This window comes from Aeromonas sp. FL131 (assembly GCF_049860615.1).
In the GTDB taxonomy this organism is placed as follows: Bacteria; Pseudomonadota; Gammaproteobacteria; order Enterobacterales; family Aeromonadaceae; genus Aeromonas; species Aeromonas hydrophila.
Genome location: NZ_CP187595.1, coordinates 1023228 through 1038610, shown reverse-complemented (window position 1 = coordinate 1038610; position 15383 = coordinate 1023228). Strand labels below are relative to the sequence as shown.

The 15383-nt window shown below is 58.8% G+C and carries 14 protein-coding genes; 8 read left to right on the top strand and 6 right to left on the bottom strand.

Going from position 1 to position 15383, the window contains the following annotated elements; all coding sequences use genetic code 11:
* Nucleotides 1-23: 23 nt before the first annotated feature.
* A complete protein-coding gene (gene seqA, locus ACPW75_RS05010) occupies nucleotides 24-533 on the bottom strand; it encodes a replication initiation negative regulator SeqA (RefSeq protein WP_077095586.1) in 510 nt (169 codons plus the stop codon).
* 292 nt (nucleotides 534-825) lie between these two features.
* Between seqA and ACPW75_RS05005 the strand changes: the two genes are divergently transcribed.
* The 4 genes from ACPW75_RS05005 to fldA are packed head-to-tail and all read left to right on the top strand — an operon-like array spanning nucleotide 826 to nucleotide 2748.
* A complete protein-coding gene (locus ACPW75_RS05005; RefSeq protein ID WP_077095587.1) occupies nucleotides 826-1590 on the top strand; it encodes an alpha/beta fold hydrolase in 765 nt (254 codons plus the stop codon).
* 55 nt (nucleotides 1591-1645) lie between these two features.
* Complete coding sequence (locus ACPW75_RS05000) at nucleotides 1646-1867, top strand: DUF2788 domain-containing protein (RefSeq protein WP_011705431.1); 222 nt, start codon at nucleotides 1646-1648, stop codon at nucleotides 1865-1867.
* 20 nt (nucleotides 1868-1887) lie between these two features.
* Complete coding sequence (gene ybfE / locus ACPW75_RS04995) at nucleotides 1888-2184, top strand: LexA regulated protein (protein WP_011705430.1); 297 nt, start codon at nucleotides 1888-1890, stop codon at nucleotides 2182-2184.
* Nucleotides 2185-2223: 39 nt separating this feature from the next.
* Nucleotides 2224-2748 carry a flavodoxin FldA gene (gene fldA, locus ACPW75_RS04990; protein ID WP_011705429.1) on the top strand — a complete coding sequence of 175 codons (525 nt, stop codon included), beginning with the start codon at nucleotides 2224-2226 and terminating at the stop codon, nucleotides 2746-2748.
* A 60-nt stretch (nucleotides 2749-2808) separates the two neighbouring features.
* Here fldA and ACPW75_RS04985 read toward each other — a convergent pair whose 3' ends face one another.
* Nucleotides 2809-3291 carry a DUF4442 domain-containing protein gene (locus tag ACPW75_RS04985; RefSeq protein ID WP_016350215.1) on the bottom strand — a complete coding sequence of 161 codons (483 nt, stop codon included), beginning with the start codon at nucleotides 3289-3291 and terminating at the stop codon, nucleotides 2809-2811.
* A gap of 244 nt (nucleotides 3292-3535) precedes the next feature.
* On the opposite strand from ACPW75_RS04985, the gene fur reads away from it, so the two are divergent.
* Nucleotides 3536-3964, top strand: a complete 429-nt coding sequence (gene fur / locus ACPW75_RS04980) for a ferric iron uptake transcriptional regulator (protein WP_011705427.1) — start codon at nucleotides 3536-3538, stop codon at nucleotides 3962-3964.
* 244 nt (nucleotides 3965-4208) lie between these two features.
* Here the strand turns inward: fur and glnS are convergent, their stop codons facing one another.
* From glnS to nagE, 4 genes are all read right to left on the bottom strand, one after another.
* Nucleotides 4209-5870 (bottom strand): glutamine--tRNA ligase, encoded by a 1662-nt coding sequence (gene glnS, locus ACPW75_RS04975; RefSeq protein ID WP_039213175.1) that lies wholly within the window; start codon nucleotides 5868-5870, stop codon nucleotides 4209-4211.
* Nucleotides 5871-6079: 209 nt separating this feature from the next.
* Nucleotides 6080-7417, bottom strand: a complete 1338-nt coding sequence (locus ACPW75_RS04970; RefSeq protein WP_024945976.1) for an IS4-like element ISAeme15 family transposase — start codon at nucleotides 7415-7417, stop codon at nucleotides 6080-6082.
* A gap of 239 nt (nucleotides 7418-7656) precedes the next feature.
* Complete coding sequence (locus ACPW75_RS04965; RefSeq protein WP_077095588.1) at nucleotides 7657-10320, bottom strand: beta-N-acetylhexosaminidase; 2664 nt, start codon at nucleotides 10318-10320, stop codon at nucleotides 7657-7659.
* A gap of 122 nt (nucleotides 10321-10442) precedes the next feature.
* Nucleotides 10443-11921 (bottom strand): N-acetylglucosamine-specific PTS transporter subunit IIBC, encoded by a 1479-nt coding sequence (nagE, locus tag ACPW75_RS04960; RefSeq protein WP_016350212.1) that lies wholly within the window; start codon nucleotides 11919-11921, stop codon nucleotides 10443-10445.
* Between the two features lie 273 nt (nucleotides 11922-12194).
* Here nagE and nagB point away from each other — a divergent pair, with 273 nt between their 5' ends.
* Genes nagB through nagC form a run of 3 tightly spaced genes read left to right on the top strand, consistent with a single transcriptional unit; the run spans nucleotide 12195 to nucleotide 15369 of the window.
* Nucleotides 12195-12995 carry a glucosamine-6-phosphate deaminase gene (gene nagB, locus ACPW75_RS04955; protein ID WP_016350211.1) on the top strand — a complete coding sequence of 267 codons (801 nt, stop codon included), beginning with the start codon at nucleotides 12195-12197 and terminating at the stop codon, nucleotides 12993-12995.
* A gap of 9 nt (nucleotides 12996-13004) precedes the next feature.
* Nucleotides 13005-14150 carry an N-acetylglucosamine-6-phosphate deacetylase gene (nagA, locus tag ACPW75_RS04950; protein WP_077095589.1) on the top strand — a complete coding sequence of 382 codons (1146 nt, stop codon included), beginning with the start codon at nucleotides 13005-13007 and terminating at the stop codon, nucleotides 14148-14150.
* 4 nt (nucleotides 14151-14154) lie between these two features.
* Nucleotides 14155-15369 carry a DNA-binding transcriptional regulator NagC gene (gene nagC / locus ACPW75_RS04945; RefSeq protein ID WP_016350209.1) on the top strand — a complete coding sequence of 405 codons (1215 nt, stop codon included), beginning with the start codon at nucleotides 14155-14157 and terminating at the stop codon, nucleotides 15367-15369.
* Nucleotides 15370-15383: the final 14 nt, after the last annotated feature.

Genomic DNA, 15383 nt, shown 5'->3' with positions numbered 1-15383 from the left:
CAAGGCCTGAGTCTGATGAAGCGTTAAATTGCGCCGCACACCCGGGCGATCACCTCATCGCCATACCCCATGCTGGTCATCAGCTGGGCCACCATGTTCTGCTTGCGACTGGTGTTGGTATTGGTGATCACCCAGAACGGGGTTTGTGGCACCGGCTTGGGCTTGGTGGTGCTGCCGCTGGCGCGCAGAGCATCGGGATCCCGCGAGAAATAGACGCGCTTGCGCCCCTTGATTTCGGTGGCCTGGGTAAACCCGACCGGGTCATCCCGGTAGAGGGTACTGAGCACCTGCATGAAGCGGTTGATGGACTTCTCTTCTTTTTGCAGCTCGCCGGAGTCGAGCAGCGCCTCCAGCCCCATGGCATCGGCCACGGCGTGCGGCTGGGCCGTCGTCACCGGCTCGGCAACCGGCGCAGCCTGGTTGGCGGGCTGTTCCAGCAGGCGGCGCAGGATATCGGAGGCACTCTCGCCGATGTGCCGGGTCTGGCTGGCGATATAGAAGTAGAGATCGTCATCAAGCTCGATGGTTTTCATAGGGATGCGCTGGACTCGTCGAAATTCGGATGCGGCGATTATACATAGGCAAACCCGGCAGCCCAAGCAAGGGGCGGACAGATGTGCATGAATCTCATCGAGAATACGGCATAATAGCGGGCCAAGTGTGTGATCCGTCGCACTGATAGCCGATCTGGCAGACTTTTTTTAGAAAAAAAACCACACTTTTTTGCTCCGCAATGAGTGAAATCCTTTTCTTTCCAGTGTGTTAAATCACAGCGAGCAACGCACTCACGACCGACAAGGTGTCATTTTGCAACAAAACCCATTATTGAACTTCAAGGAGCAGGGCCAGGGCCAGCCCGTCGTACTGATCCACGGGCTGTTCGGCAGTCTGGACAACCTCGGCCTGCTGGCGCGCCCGCTGAGCGAACAATACCGGGTCATCAGCGTCGATCTGCGCAACCACGGCGCCTCCTTTCACTCCGACGAGATGAGCTACACGGCCCAGGCCGCCGATCTGCTCGCCCTGCTGGATCGGCTCGGGCTTGAGCAGGTGGCCATCGTGGGTCACTCCATGGGGGGCAAGGTGGGCATGCAGCTGGCCAAGCTCGCGCCAACACGCGTTGCCAAACTGGTGGTGGCCGATATCGCGCCGGTCGCCTACCCCCACGCTCGCCACCAGAATGTGTTCGCCGGTCTCAACGCCACCCTCAAACAAGCTCCGCAAAGCCGCAGCGAGGCGGAAGCCATCCTGGCGCAGCACATCGAGATCGCCGGCGTACGCCAGTTCCTGCTCAAGTCGTTTGCCAAAGCCGGGCACGGCTGGGGCTGGCGCTTCAACGTCCCGGCCCTTGAGCGCAACTACGCCAACATCATGGGCTGGCCCGATGCACATAGCCGTTTCGAGGGCCCAGCGCTCTTCATCAAGGGGGGAGATTCCGACTACATGCAGCCCGAGCATACCGAGACGGTGATGGCGCAATTCCCCGCCGCCAAGGCCCGGGTCATCGCCGGGACCGGTCACTGGCTGCACGCGGAAAAGCCGGTTTTGTTCAACAAACTGGTTGTGGATTTCCTGTCGACAGGCGGTTAACAGTTTCAAATCCTTTGTGATATAGTGCGCCCGTCATAAGGAGTGTGCGCAATCCATGCTAAGTGAACATATCGACCTGATTGAGAGTCTGGGCCTGAAGTTATTCTTTGTGGCCATTTTCGTATTGATTGGCCTGGCCATTCAGGACGTGCTCAAACGCGGCAACGTGCCCCGTTTCGGCCGACTCATCGTCTGGTTGGTACTCTTCCTGGGTTGTGCAGGTTTTGTCGCCAAGGGGCTGATCGAACTGGGCTGGGAAGGCTCAGGCATCGGCTAACTTATTTTCATCTGTGATGTATGGCCAAACAGCAAACTGATCGAACAACACTGGATCTGTTCGCAAATGAGAAGCGCCCCGGCAGGCCAAAGACCAACCCACTCCCCCGCGAGACCCAGCTCAAGATCAACAAGCGCAACCAGCTCAAGCGCGATCGGGAGAACGGTTTGAAGCGGGTAGAGTTAAAGGTGGAGGCCGAGTTGCTGGAACGCCTGAACCAACTTGCGTTACAACAGAACGTCAGCCGAGCCGAGCTGATCCAATCTATCCTGAAGCAACAGATTGAGTCTGCACATGCTGCAGGCATCACAATCTGACCGTTAAGCATTAACACCAGATACGGGTAACTAAACACTATGGCTAGTGTAGGTCTGTTTTTCGGCAGCGATACCGGTAATACCGAAGCTGTCGCCAAGATGATCCAGAAAGAACTGGGCAAACAACTGATTGAAGTCCGTGACATTGCCAAGAGCAGCAAGGCCGACATCGACAGCTTCGATCTGCTGATGTTCGGTATCCCGACTTGGTACTATGGCGAAGCCCAGGCCGACTGGGACGACTTCTTCCCCGAGCTGGAAGAGATCGACTTCACCAACAAGCTGGTCGCCATCTTCGGATGCGGCGATCAGGAAGACTATGCCGAGTACTTCCTCGATGCCATGGGCACCCTGCGTGACATCGTCGAAGCCAAAGGCGCCATCGTCATCGGCAACTGGCCAACCGCCGGCTACGAATTCGAAGCATCCAAGGCTCTGGTGGACGACAAGCACTTCGTGGGTCTGGGCATCGACGAAGATCGCCAGCCGGAGCTGACCGCCGAGCGCGTCAAGGGCTGGTGCAAGCAGCTGCACGAAGAGATGTGCCTGGCCGAGCTGGAGTGATCCAGGCTCGCCAGCCTCTCTGACAACAAGGGCCCCGCGGGGCCCTTGTTGTTTTCTGGCTCATGCTCTCTCGCCACTTCGGTGCTCCGGTTTGGCCCGCACATAGAGGGTGCGCTTGACCTGGGCCACCAGCTCGCCGCTTTGATCCTGCACCGTCACCTCGAACTCGGGGAAGTGCTTGTCTCCCCCGTCGGTCGCCGCCACGATGGCAGCCAGCTTGCCGTCGGTCAGGTTGAATTCGGCCACCAGCTTGCCCTTGCCTGGCTTGATGTAGTTGATGCTGCCGGCCTTGTCCCAGACGTAATAACGGTTCTTGAAATAGCCCATCAGCATCAGCGGATAGATGGGATCGGTCATCGCAAACATGCTGCCACCAAACTGGGTGCGGTTGGCGTTCTTGTTCCACCAGCGGGACTTGAGGGTGACCCGGCAGAAGCGAAAATCATCGCTCAATGTCTCTATCTTGATGCCGGCGCCCCAGAAGGGGGGCCAGGCGTTGAGGGCGCGGCGCACCCAGGCCGCATTGTCAAAAAGCCAATCCATGGATCTCATCCGACCAGAGAGTGAAGAAGGTTACATTTTATCAACATTCACCAAACGAGCAAGCCGTCACGAGAATCCTTCCAATTCCACCGGATGGCGCCATCTGCGCTAAAGCCCTTGAATTACTGGGTTTATTTTTAGGTGAGCTACGACCTATAATGACAGGCCAAGCGAGTTCGTGGTTGCCATTCCAGCGGCAGTCAATCAGAATAACCACACCTTCGAGAATGCGAATAAATAGAATATGGCAGACAACAACCAAGCGTTAAAAAAGGCCGGGCTCAAGATCACCTTGCCCCGTGTCAAAATCCTGGAAATCCTGCAACAGCCGGACTGCCAGCACACCAGTGCGGAAGATCTGTACAAACGACTGATCGACCAGGGTGAAGAGATTGGTCTCGCTACCGTATATCGCGTTCTCAACCAGTTTGATGATGCCGGTATTGTTACCCGTCACCACTTCGAAGGGGGCAAGTCGGTGTTCGAACTGGCCACCCAGGAACACCACGACCACCTGGTCTGCCTCGACTGCGGCAAGGTGATCGAGTTCTCCGACGAGGTGATCGAGCAGCGCCAGCGCGATATCGCCCAGCAGCACAACATCCGGCTGACCAATCACAGCCTCTATCTGTACGGCCACTGTGCCGCCGGCGAGTGCAAGCACGAAGATTGACCCGCCCGACAGAGACAATAAAAAAGCCAGCGTGATGCTGGCTTTTTTGCGTCCGTCATTTAGAACCCGTTTAAGCTCTTGCTCTGAGGTCGTGCTCAAGGCTCACCTGCTGCTCAAAACCCTCACGTATCTCTATACGCGCCGGTTCCTGTGCGGCTTCACCTTGCTGACAACCTCTCGTCACGGATCGTAAACAGGCTCCCAGATCAAGAAAGGGCAGGGTCTCCCCTGCCCTCTTCTGTTATCAGGCCTCGGCCTTGCCCCACACGTCGCGCAGGGCCACGGTGCGGTTGAACACCAGATGCTCCGGGCTGGAGAGCTTGTTGTCGGCGCAGAAGTAACCTTCACGCTCGAACTGGTAAGCCTGCTCCGGCTTGGCGTTCTTCAGGGAGGCCTCGACGCGGGCACCCTCGATGATCACCAGGGAGTCTGGGTTCAGGGCCGCTTCGAAGTCCTCTTCGGCGCCCGGGTTAGGCACCTTGAACAGACGGTCGTAGAGGCGCACTTCGGCCGGCAGGGAGTGAGTGGCGCTGACCCAGTGGATCACCCCTTTCACCTTGCGACCATCGGCCGGATCCTTGCCCAGGGTCTCGGGATCGTAAGAGCAGTAGATGCAGGTGACTTTGCCATCGGCATCTTTCTCGACCCGCTCGGCCTTGATGACGTAGGCATTGCGCAGGCGCACTTCCTTGCCCAGCACCAGTCGCTTGAACTGCTTGTTGGCTTCTTCTTTGAAGTCCGCTTCATCGATGAGGATCTCGCGGGTGAAGTTCAGCTCGCGGGTGCCCATCTCGGCGTTGTTCGGGTGGGCCGGGGCAGTCAGCACTTCGTCGGCGGCCAGATTCTCGATCACCACCTTGACCGGGTGCAGTACGGCCATGGCACGCGGGGCATTCTCGTTGAGATCTTCGCGGATGCAGGCTTCCAGCATGCTCATCTCGACGATGTTGTCCTGCTTGGTCACGCCGATGCGCTTGCAGAACTCGCGGATGGAGGCCGGGGTATAGCCACGACGACGCAGACCGGAGACGGTCAGCATGCGCGGATCGTCCCAACCGTCCACGTGCTTCTCGGTCACCAGCAGGTTCAGCTTGCGCTTGGACATGACGGTGTATTCGAGGTTCAGTCGGGAGAACTCGTACTGACGGGGGTGGCAGTCGATGGTGATGTTGTCCAGCACCCAGTCGTACAGGCGACGGTTGTCCTGGAACTCCAGCGTACAGATGGAGTGGGTGATCCCTTCCAGGGCGTCCGAGATGCAGTGAGTGAAGTCATACATCGGGTAGATGCACCACTTGTCACCAGTCTGGTGGTGGTGGGCAAACTTGATGCGATAGATGACGGGATCGCGCATCACCATGAAGGGGGATGCCATGTCGATCTTGGCGCGCAGGCAGGCGGCGCCTTCGGCAAACTCGCCGTTCTTCATCTTCTCGAACAGGGCCAGGTTCTCGGCCACCGAACGATCGCGGAACGGGCTGTTCTTGCCCGGCGCGGTCAGGGTGCCACGGTATTCGCGCATCTGCTCGGCAGAGAGTTCGTCCACGTAGGCCAGGCCCTTCTCGATGAGCTCGATGGCATAGCCGTGCAGCTTGTCGAAATAGTCGGAGGAGTAGCAGATCTCGCCGTTCCACTGGAAGCCGAGCCACTGTACGTCCTGCTTGATGGACTCAACGTACTCGATATCTTCCTTCACCGGGTTGGTGTCGTCAAAACGCAGGTTGCACTGGCCCTGGTAGTCGCGGGCGATGCCGAAGTTCAGGCAGATGGACTTGGCGTGACCGATATGGAGATAACCGTTCGGCTCGGGCGGAAAACGGGTATGCACGCTGCTGTGCTTACCGCTGGCCAGATCTTCATCAATGATCTGACGAATAAAGTTAGTTGGGCTGTTCGCCTGACTCATGGCTCACCTCAAAAATGCGTCACTGGCGGAAGTTGTGCCGGCTGGCACCCTCATACCCCCGCCGTCAAGCCGGATATGATCCCTCATTACGCGCCCTGTCTCAACCTGAATTTGCCCGTTTCGGGGTACTGGCGCCGCAAAACGCCCTGCACTGGTGGCTGGTTTGACTGACTGGCGAAAAAAAGACCCCGCACGAGGCGCAATGCTGTTCACTTAAGCGGAGCCGCATTGCGATTTACCGGAAAACGGGTCTTTGATATCTTCACCGCCCTGGGTCTCGATGGCCTGGGGCGTTTTTCTATGAACATGACGCCTATGCAGCCCCGCAACTCCGCCAACCTCCGTGGCGTATGGGCTGGCGATAACGCGCCCGCCATCACTGCCATCTGGTTCGCGATGAAATGACAGGCAAACTTAAAGCTCACCTCATTGGGCGCTCGCTGATGGGCTACGGCGGCCTGGCTGGCCTCCCGCCTGACCAGATTGTATCCAAGCAGCAATCCCCACAGCTCCTGATAGACCAAGTCCACTTTCTTGCTTCTCAGCGTGATGGCGTTGTGCTGCATCGCGCTTTTGATATCCCGGTATCCCAGCTCGATTTCCCAGCGCTCGTGGTACAGGGTCGCCACCTGAGCTGCGCTGAATCGCGCCACGGGCAGGGAGGTAAAGACCGTTTTCTCCTTGCCTGCCACCTCATAGGTCACTGCGCGAACTTGCCAGTGTGTCGGCAACGCCGGGTTTTTCTTGCGAGCCTGAGGCGAGACCGTCATTTGCAACAGACGGTCACCGTCGCCATAGCGCTCAAGTTCCGTGTATACCAGCCCCTTGCGTTCCGGGATGAGCCAGTGACGGTCGGTGTCTTCGGCCTGAATACGCAGCAACAGGTCGGCACCGAAGAAGCCTTTATCCAGCAGGGTCACTGACTTGTCCGGCAATGAGTGAATGAACTCGCTGGCCAGGGGGATTTCCCCTTTGCGGTACGGGCTGATGGCCGCGTTGGCAATGACATGCGAGCGGACATTCATGAGCGTGACCAACCGCAGCATCGGGTAGGGTGTCTGCCGGTTGGTTGAGGTGTTACCCGAGCCGAAATGTGCTCTGAGTTCAGGCATATCCTGGGTTCGGAACAGGGCCCCATCGATGGCAAAGACCTGTAAACCGTGCCAATGGTCTTCAGGATAACGTTCCCGCCCCCACACATCGGCGCACTGTTTGAACAGCCACTCGAGCGGCTGTTTGCCGAGTCGCTGACGGGCCTGAGACAGGGCACTGTCCGCGAGCAAGGCATCATTGGCCAACCCTTCTGCACAGATGTTGAGGCGCCGAGCGACCTCGGAGATAGGCTCATTGCGGAAAAAGGCCATCCCCACGACGAGCCACAAGACCATATCAGAAGGTAAGCGGCGTCGGCGGATAGTGGCCTTTTCAGACAAGGCGGCAGCGGCAGTAATCCATTCGTCGGGAATATGGTCGGCAAAAATGGCCAGCCGAGCCAGCATGTCGCCAGATGCCTCAACAACATCGTTCAGATCGTTTGCAATAGACATAAAAAAATCCGGAACCAGTGATTGGTTCCGGATTGTCCTACAGCAGAAGGATCGGTCAATGGATCCTTAACTGATCAGCATTGCGCACGAGGCGGGGTTCAAGGTGATGAAAAACAAAAACAGACAATACACACACAACAAAGGCTCACACGCACAGTCAACCTTTCCCAAGCCCGATGGCCATCGCCCTTGGGAAAGGCGGGTCTTGCGACCCACCTTGCGTTATGGATTGAGAGCTATCAGTTCAGCTCGGTGACGCGGCTGGTACGCTTGCCATCGAAGCTGGTGGTACGCAGGTAGACCTTGCCATCCACGGTCGGCTTGGCGGCAGCGTCGTAGGCGCTCCAGCTCTTGCCATCCAGGCTGTACTGGATGGGCAGACCCGGCAGATCCACGTTCGCTTCCAGCACGCCGTTCACCACCTTGGCGCCCGGTACGGAGAGGCGGTATTCCACCCCGGCCTGGTCAAGTTTCGGCAGCACGCGCTGACCCAGCACGTTGGCAAACTGGTTCCACTCCTTGTTCAGGGTGGCCTTGTTGACATGCTTGGTCTCGCCGGAGAACTCGCGACCTTTCACATAGTCCAGCTCGAAGCCACCCTTGTGCCAGGCACGCTCGGCCATGGAGAAGATACGCGGGTAGACCATGTACTCGTACTGAGCGTCGGTACGTACGGTTTCACTCCACTGCTGACCGGAGATCCCCTTGAACTTGACCGGATCCTGGTCACCCTTGGCCACGAAGGCGTTGCCGTCGCGGTCAACCGAGGTCTCGGCGTTCTGCGGCAGGTTTTCCGGGGCGAAGGCGAACACCTTGCGGGTGTCGTTGAAGCGGGTGGCCCAGTAGTAGCCGCGCTCGGCCGGGTGTACCTCGTTCGGGAAGTCGAAGTAGAGGTAATCCGGGTTGGAGAGCACCACGTCATAACCCTTGTGCGCCCACTTCATCGCTTCGTTGAAGCCACCCCAGTAGAGGGTTTCCCAGAAGTTGACCCGGGTCTTGTCGGTGGCAAACACACTGGCATCCGTGGCGTACTTCAGACCATCTTCCCACGCCTGCAGAGTGGAGAAGCCGTGGCCCTTGACCATTTCGCTCACTTCCTTGGCGAAATAGACCGGCAGCTCGGCCACGTCCTTGATCTTGCCATCGTCGATCATCTTCTGGCACATCGGGGATTTGCCGAACGGCTTGTCCTGCTTGCTGGAGTCGACATTGCCCTTCCAGGCGACCAGCTCTTCTTTCTTGGTGACGGCCGGATCCTGGTAACCACCGCCCTGCATGATGTTCTTCGCCTCGTCACCACCGTAGTGCCAGGCGGTCAGCGGCTGGCCGGCGGCCTGATGCATCTGGGCCACTTCGTCCATCACCTTGGCCACGAAGGTAGCGGCGCCCGGCTGGCAGGGGTTGATGAAGGACATCTTGTCGTAGAACTGCACTGAAGTGACGTTGGAGGTATCAGCCGGGTCAGTCAGACGGAACTGGTTGGCTTCGGTCTCTTTACCTTCAGCCATCAGGCGCTTGTAACGCGCTTCCATGGAAACCACGGCGGCACGGGCGTGGGCCGGCATGTTGATCTCGGGGATCACGGTCACGCCGCGGGCCTTGGCATAGCGTACCAGGTCGATGTAGTCGGCCTTGCTGTAGAAACCGGAACCCTGGTTGTCGCTGGTCGGGCCGGAGCCCAGCTGCGGCATCAGGCACTTGGTTTCAGACTCGTCGTGGCAACGCTGGCTACCGACGTCGGTCAGCTCCGGCAGACCCGGGATCTCCAGACGCCAGCCTTCATCGTTGGTCAGCCCCAAGTGCAGCACGTTGAGCTTCATGGCGGACATCTGGTCAACCAGCTTCTTCAGGGTTTCTGGGCTTCTGAAGTGACGGGCCACGTCGGTCTGCATGCCACGGTATTCAAAGCGCGGCGCATCCTCGACATGCATCTGGCTAACCAGCTTGTCGTTGACCCCCAAGAGGGAGATCAGGGACTGGGCCCCCCAGAAGGCGCCTTCGATGTCATGACCCTGCACCACTGTGCCTTTCTGGCCGATGGTCATGTCGTAGCCTTCGGCCTGCTTGAGCTTGCTGCCGAGCTTGATGGTCACTGGGTAGCCGGTGTCGGAGAGGGTAACACCCAGCTTGGTCAGTTGAGCCTTCAGGGCTTCGGCGCGATCGCTCGGCAGGTCCAGGGCATTGAGCTTGATGGTGGAGAAGTCGACCTGCGGGCCGGCCTTGACCACCTGCTTCATCGGGGTCGGCAGGATCTGGTTGTCGACCTTGCCAGCCGGCAGCAAGCTGCTGGTCTGGTTGGCGGCGAAACGGGTTTCGCTGTTCATCAGGATGTTGTTGTCATCCTTGGTGCGCTTCCAGCCATCGGCCGGCATCGGCTTCTCGTAGGTGGTGGCATCGTCGATGTTGCTCATGCTGGCCAGCACTTTCGGCTCGGCCCCTTCGCTGGCGACATACCAGTTCGGCATGATGTCAGATTCGAACAATACCCAGTACTCCACCACCAGCGGCACTTCGACCGTGGCATCCTTGGCAAAGCCCTGGAACTTCTCGGTTGGCGTCAAACGATAAAGGTCGCCGGTCAGGTGGGTGATGGTGAACTGGTCGTTGTCCACCCGCTGGATACGACGGATGGAGGAGACATAGATGCTCCAGTCTTTGGAGGTGACGTCAGCACCGGTATTGGTCAGGTGCAGCTTGGCAACGCCGCAGCTCGCCCACTCGGAGCCCAGCGCCTGGCAGTCGAGGCCGGCGCCGGCACCGTCGTTGGTGACGACTTCGTACTTGACGACGAGGTTGCTGGCGAGGGCGTCGACCACGGCTTGCTTGGCGGCATCGGCTGCCTGTACCTGGCTGACGAAAACGGTAGACATGGCAATGGCTAACAGAGAATGTTTCAAGTTCATAACTGCTGCTCTCATTTGAAGTAAAGGTTGGATTTTCTTGGCTTTTTTTATATGGGGCCCCGAGGCGGGGCCCTTAGTTATGTCAACAATGGACTTAGACTTGAGGCGAGCTTGGCGCCCGATTAACGCAGGGCCTTCATCTCACCGGCGATGATTTCGGCCAATGGGCCCAGAATCACCTGCAGGTTCTGCTCACCGAGCTTGACCACACCGGCCGCGCCCAGGGCTTTGAGCTTGCGCTCGTCAACGATGCTGCGGTCTTTCAGGGTCAGACGCAGACGGGTGATGCAGGCATCGATGGTCACCAGGTTCTCCTGACCGCCCAGCACTTCCAGATACTGGCGTGCCAGTTCGGTACGGTCGGTGGTCTGGGCAGCAGCCGGAGCAGCAGCTTCATCATCTTCACGACCCGGAGTTTTCAGACCCAGTTTGGCAATGACAGCGCGGAATACCACGTAGTAGAGACCGAAGAACACCAGACCTTGCGGGATCAGCATGTACCAGTTGGTCGCCAGCGGGTTGCGGCTGGAGAGCACCATATCCACCAGACCGGCACTGAAACCGAAGCCGGCCATCCAGTGCATGGAAGCAGCGATGAACACGGAAACACCGGTCAGGAAAGCGTGAATGACGTACAGTACCGGTGCCACGAACATGAAGGAGAACTCCAGCGGCTCGGTCACCCCAGTGAAGAAGGAGGCAAAGGCAGCTGCGATCATGATGGATGCAACTTTGTCCTTGTTCTCTTTCTTGGCGGAGTGGTAGATGGCCAGTGCGGCACCCGGCAGACCGAACATCATGATCGGGAAGAAGCCAGCTTGGTACATGCCTACCACGCCTTTCACCTGATCCAGGCTCTTGCCTGCAGCCAGAGCGGCATCGATGGTAGCCTGACCACCCAGGAAGTTAGGGATGTCGTTGATACCGGCCACGTTGAACCAGAACACGGAGTTCAGGGCGTGGTGCAGACCAATCGGGATCAGCAGGCGGTTGAAGAAGGCGTAGATACCGGCGCCGGTGGAGCCCAGGCTGACGATGGATTCACCAAAGCTCACCAGACCACCGTAAATGACCGGCCAAACGGCCATCAGGATGAAGGAGACGACGATCATCACCACGGAGGTTACGATCGGCACCAAACGGCGGCCGGAGAAGAAAGCCAGCGCCTTGTGCAGTTCTACGCTGCTGAAGCGGTTGTAGAGCTCGGCGGCGATGACACCACACAGGATACCGACGAACTGGTTGTTGATCTTGGCAAAGGCTGCCGGAACCTGCTCTACAGGGATGCCTTTAATCATCGCCACAGAACCAGGGCTCAGCAGCGTGGTCACCACCAGGAAACCGACCAGACCGGCCAGCGCGGCAGAACCGTCTTTGTCTTTGGACATACCATAGGCAACACCGACCGCAAACAGCGTGGACATGTTGTCGATCAGTGCTGAACCCGCCTTGATCAGGAAGGCAGCCAGCGCGCTGTCACCACCCCAACCATTCGGGTCAATCCAGTAGCCAACCCCCATCAGGATCGCGGCGGCAGGCAATACCGCTACCGGCACCATCAGGGCACGGCCGATCTTTTGCAAATAACCGAGAATGTTCACGGTTCCTCTCCTTAGTTAATGTTTTTCTAGAAATTAAGTGCTTATCACGTTTGACGCATAAGCCATCAAGGCTTGATTGGCAGTCTAGGGCTTTTATTTCGCTGCGCAAATTAATAAACCTATAATCGTGATCATTATCACCCAAACGAGATAAAGGTGGCGGATAGATGTGGCTTAGTTCGCAATCTTTATTTACGCTATAAAACAACTTGAATCCGTCCCAGTCTATTTGCCGCCGACATCCCGGCAGCAACCCGTACAGAGGTATCTACAATGCGCCTGATCCCGTTGAAATCTGCCAGCCAAGTGGGCCTGTGGTCTGCCCGTTACATCGTTGACCGTATCAATGGGTTCAAACCCACTGCCGAGCGCCCCTTCGTACTGGGTCTGCCCACTGGCGGCACCCCGCTCAACACTTACAAGCGCCTGATTGAACTGCATAAAGCCGGTGAAGTGAGCTTCCAGAACGTGGTCACCTTCAACATGGACGAATACGTCGGCCTGCCGGAAGATCACCCGGAGAGCTACCACAGCTTCATGCACAACAACTTCTTCAGCCACATCGACATTCGCCCCGAGAACATCAACATCCTCAACGGCAACGCGCCGGATCTGGTGGCCGAGTGCAAGCGCTACGAAGAGAAGATCAAGTCCTACGGCAAGATCCACCTGTTCATGGGCGGTGTCGGCAACGACGGCCACATCGCGTTCAACGAGCCGGCCTCATCCCTCTCCTCCCGCACCCGGGTCAAGACCCTGACCGAAGACACCCGCATCGCCAACTCCCGCTTCTTTGGCGGCGACATGGAGCAGGTGCCCAAGCTGGCGCTGACCGTGGGTGTCGGCACCCTGATGGATGCCGAGGAGATCATGATCCTGGTGACCGGTCACGGCAAGGCCCAGGCCCTGCAGGCCGCGGTGGAGGGCAGCGTCAACCACATGTGGACCATCTCCACCCTGCAGCTCCACCCGAAGGGAATGATGGTGTGTGACGAGCCCTCCACCATGGAGCTCAAGGTCAAGACGGTGCGTTACTTCCAGCAGCTCGAAGCCGCCAACATCGGCCGTCTGTAAGGAGTCACCATGTACGCATTGACCAACTGCACCCTCTACACCGGCAGCTGCGTGCTGACCGGTTACGGGGTGGTCATCGAGGGCGACAAGATTGTCGCCATCTCCCGCCTGGCCGAACTGCCGACCGGCATCGAACGCATTGATCTCAAGGGTGCCAACCTGAGCGCCGGTTTCATCGACGTCCAGCTCAACGGCTGTGGCGGCGTCATGTTCAACGGCCACATCACCACCCAGACCCTGGCGACCATGCAGGCCGCCAACCTGAAATCCGGTACCACCAGCTTCCTGCCGACCCTGATCACCAGTCCGGACGCAGACATGAAGCAGGCCGTCGCCGTCACCCGCGACTACATGGCGGCGCACCCCAACGAAGTACTGGGCGTCCATCTGGAAGGGCCCTACACCAACCTCAAGCGCAAGGGGATCCACCCGGCCGAGCAGATCCGCCAGCCCGCCGACGAGATGATCGACTTCTTCTGCGCTAACGCGGATGCCATCGCCAAGATCACCCTGGCGCCGGAGCGCAACAAGCCGGAGCACATCCGCCGGCTGGTGGAGGCCGGTATTCTGGTCTCCGCGGGCCATACCGCCGCCAACTATGACCAGGCCATGGCCGGGTTTGACAACGGCATCCGCTTTGCCACCCACCTCTACAACGCCATGACTCCGACCGTGAACGGCCGCGAGCCGGGCGTGGTCGGTGCCATCTACGATCGCAAGGATGTCTACGCCGGCGTCATCGTCGACGGGCATCACGTGCACTGGGCCAACGTGCGCCTCGCGCACAAGATGCTGGGAGAGCGACTGGTGCTGGTCACCGACGCGACCGCACCGGCAGGGGCACCGGAAGGCTTTGAGAAGTTTGATTTTTGTGGCGCAACCGTCTATTTCCGCGATGGTCAGTGCGTCGACGAGAATGGTACACTCGGCGGCTCTGCCCTCACCATGATTGAAGGGGTGGAGAATCTGGTCAAACAGGTCGGATTACCGCTCGATGAAGCACTGAGAATGGCCACCCTTTACCCTGCTCGCGCCATTGGATGGGACTCACGTCTCGGTAGTATCCAGGTCGGAAAAATAGCCAACCTGACTGTCTTTGATCAGGCCTTCACGGTCTGCGGGACCGTGGTTAACGGACACTACACAACACAGTGACACTATGACTGGCGGACAAATAGCAAACGTAGATCTTATCAAGCAGGTCAACAGTGCAGCCGTGTATCGGCTCATCGACCTGCAGGGGCCCATCTCGCGGGTCAAAATTGCCGAGTTGAGTCAGCTGGCCCCGGCCAGCGTGACCAAGATTACCCGGCAACTGATCGAGCATGGCCTGATCAAGGAGACCTCGCCGCAAGCCTCCACCGGCGGACGGCGCGCCATCTCACTGACCACCATCAAGCATCGCTTCCAGTTTGTGTCCGCCAAGCTCGGCCGCGGCTACCTGCAGCTCGCCCTGTATGACCTCGACGGCAAGGAGCTCGATCAGCACATCACCCAGGTGACCGAGATCGAGCAACAGCCGGTGGTCGACATGCTGCTGCGGGAGATCGGTGCCTTCATCGACTCCCAGCAGGATCGCAGCCGCAACCTCATCAGCATCGCGCTGACCATGCCGGGTCTGGTCAATCCGGAATCCGGCATGGTCATCTACACCCCCAAGTACCAGATCCGCAATCTGGCGCTGGCCAAGCTTCTGGAAAACCACTTCAACCTGCCCTGTTACGTGGGCAACGATACCCGCTCGCTGGCGCTGGCCGAACACTTCTTCGGCGAGTCCCGCGACTGCATGGACTCCATCCTGGTGAGCGTCCACCAGGGGGCGGGTTCTGGCATCATCACCAAGGGCAAGGTGTTCCTCGGTCAGAACCGCAACGTCGGCGAGATCGGCCACATCCAGGTCGAGCCGCTCGGCAAGCGCTGCCACTGCGGCAACTTCGGTTGCCTGGAGACCATCGCCTCCAACGAGGCCATCGTTGACAAGGTGAAGGAGCTCATCAGCCGCGGCCACCTGAGCTCGCTGCAGGAGAAGCACATCACCATCCAGGAGGTGTGCAAGGCGGCCATGGCCGGTGACGAGCTGGCCCGCAGCGTCATTGAGAACGTGGGTGAGCATCTGGGACGGGCGGTGGCCATCACGGTCAACCTGTTCAACCCGCAGAAGGTGCTGATCGCGGGCGAAATCACCGCCGCCGAAGAGATCCTGTTCCCGGCCATCCGCCGCTGCGTGGAGCACCAGTCGCTGCCAAGCTTCCATCGTGGCCTGCCCATCGTGAAGGCACGCTTCCAGAATCAGCCCACCGTCGGCGGTTTCGCGCTGGTGAAGCGGGCCCTGCTGGAAGGGGACCTGCTGCAGATCATCATGGAGCAGAAGTAAGGCTGAGGCCTTGC

Excerpts from the sequence above, each read along its gene's own strand:
- ACPW75_RS04970 (WP_024945976.1), bottom strand. The coding sequence starts at position 7,417 with ATGTCTATTGCAAACGATCTGAACGATGTTGTTGAGGCATCTGGCGAC.
- nagC (WP_016350209.1), top strand. The coding sequence starts at position 14,155 with ATGACTGGCGGACAAATAGCAAACGTAGATCTTATCAAGCAGGTCAAC.
- ACPW75_RS05000 (WP_011705431.1), top strand. The coding sequence starts at position 1,646 with ATGCTAAGTGAACATATCGACCTGATTGAGAGTCTGGGCCTGAAGTTA.
- fur (WP_011705427.1), top strand. The coding sequence starts at position 3,536 with ATGGCAGACAACAACCAAGCGTTAAAAAAGGCCGGGCTCAAGATCACC.
- nagB (WP_016350211.1), top strand. The coding sequence starts at position 12,195 with ATGCGCCTGATCCCGTTGAAATCTGCCAGCCAAGTGGGCCTGTGGTCT.
- glnS (WP_039213175.1), bottom strand. The coding sequence starts at position 5,870 with ATGAGTCAGGCGAACAGCCCAACTAACTTTATTCGTCAGATCATTGAT.
- ACPW75_RS04985 (WP_016350215.1), bottom strand. The coding sequence starts at position 3,291 with ATGGATTGGCTTTTTGACAATGCGGCCTGGGTGCGCCGCGCCCTCAAC.
- nagA (WP_077095589.1), top strand. The coding sequence starts at position 13,005 with ATGTACGCATTGACCAACTGCACCCTCTACACCGGCAGCTGCGTGCTG.
- seqA (WP_077095586.1), bottom strand. The coding sequence starts at position 533 with ATGAAAACCATCGAGCTTGATGACGATCTCTACTTCTATATCGCCAGC.
- fldA (WP_011705429.1), top strand. The coding sequence starts at position 2,224 with ATGGCTAGTGTAGGTCTGTTTTTCGGCAGCGATACCGGTAATACCGAA.
- ACPW75_RS04965 (WP_077095588.1), bottom strand. The coding sequence starts at position 10,320 with ATGAACTTGAAACATTCTCTGTTAGCCATTGCCATGTCTACCGTTTTC.
- ybfE (WP_011705430.1), top strand. The coding sequence starts at position 1,888 with ATGGCCAAACAGCAAACTGATCGAACAACACTGGATCTGTTCGCAAAT.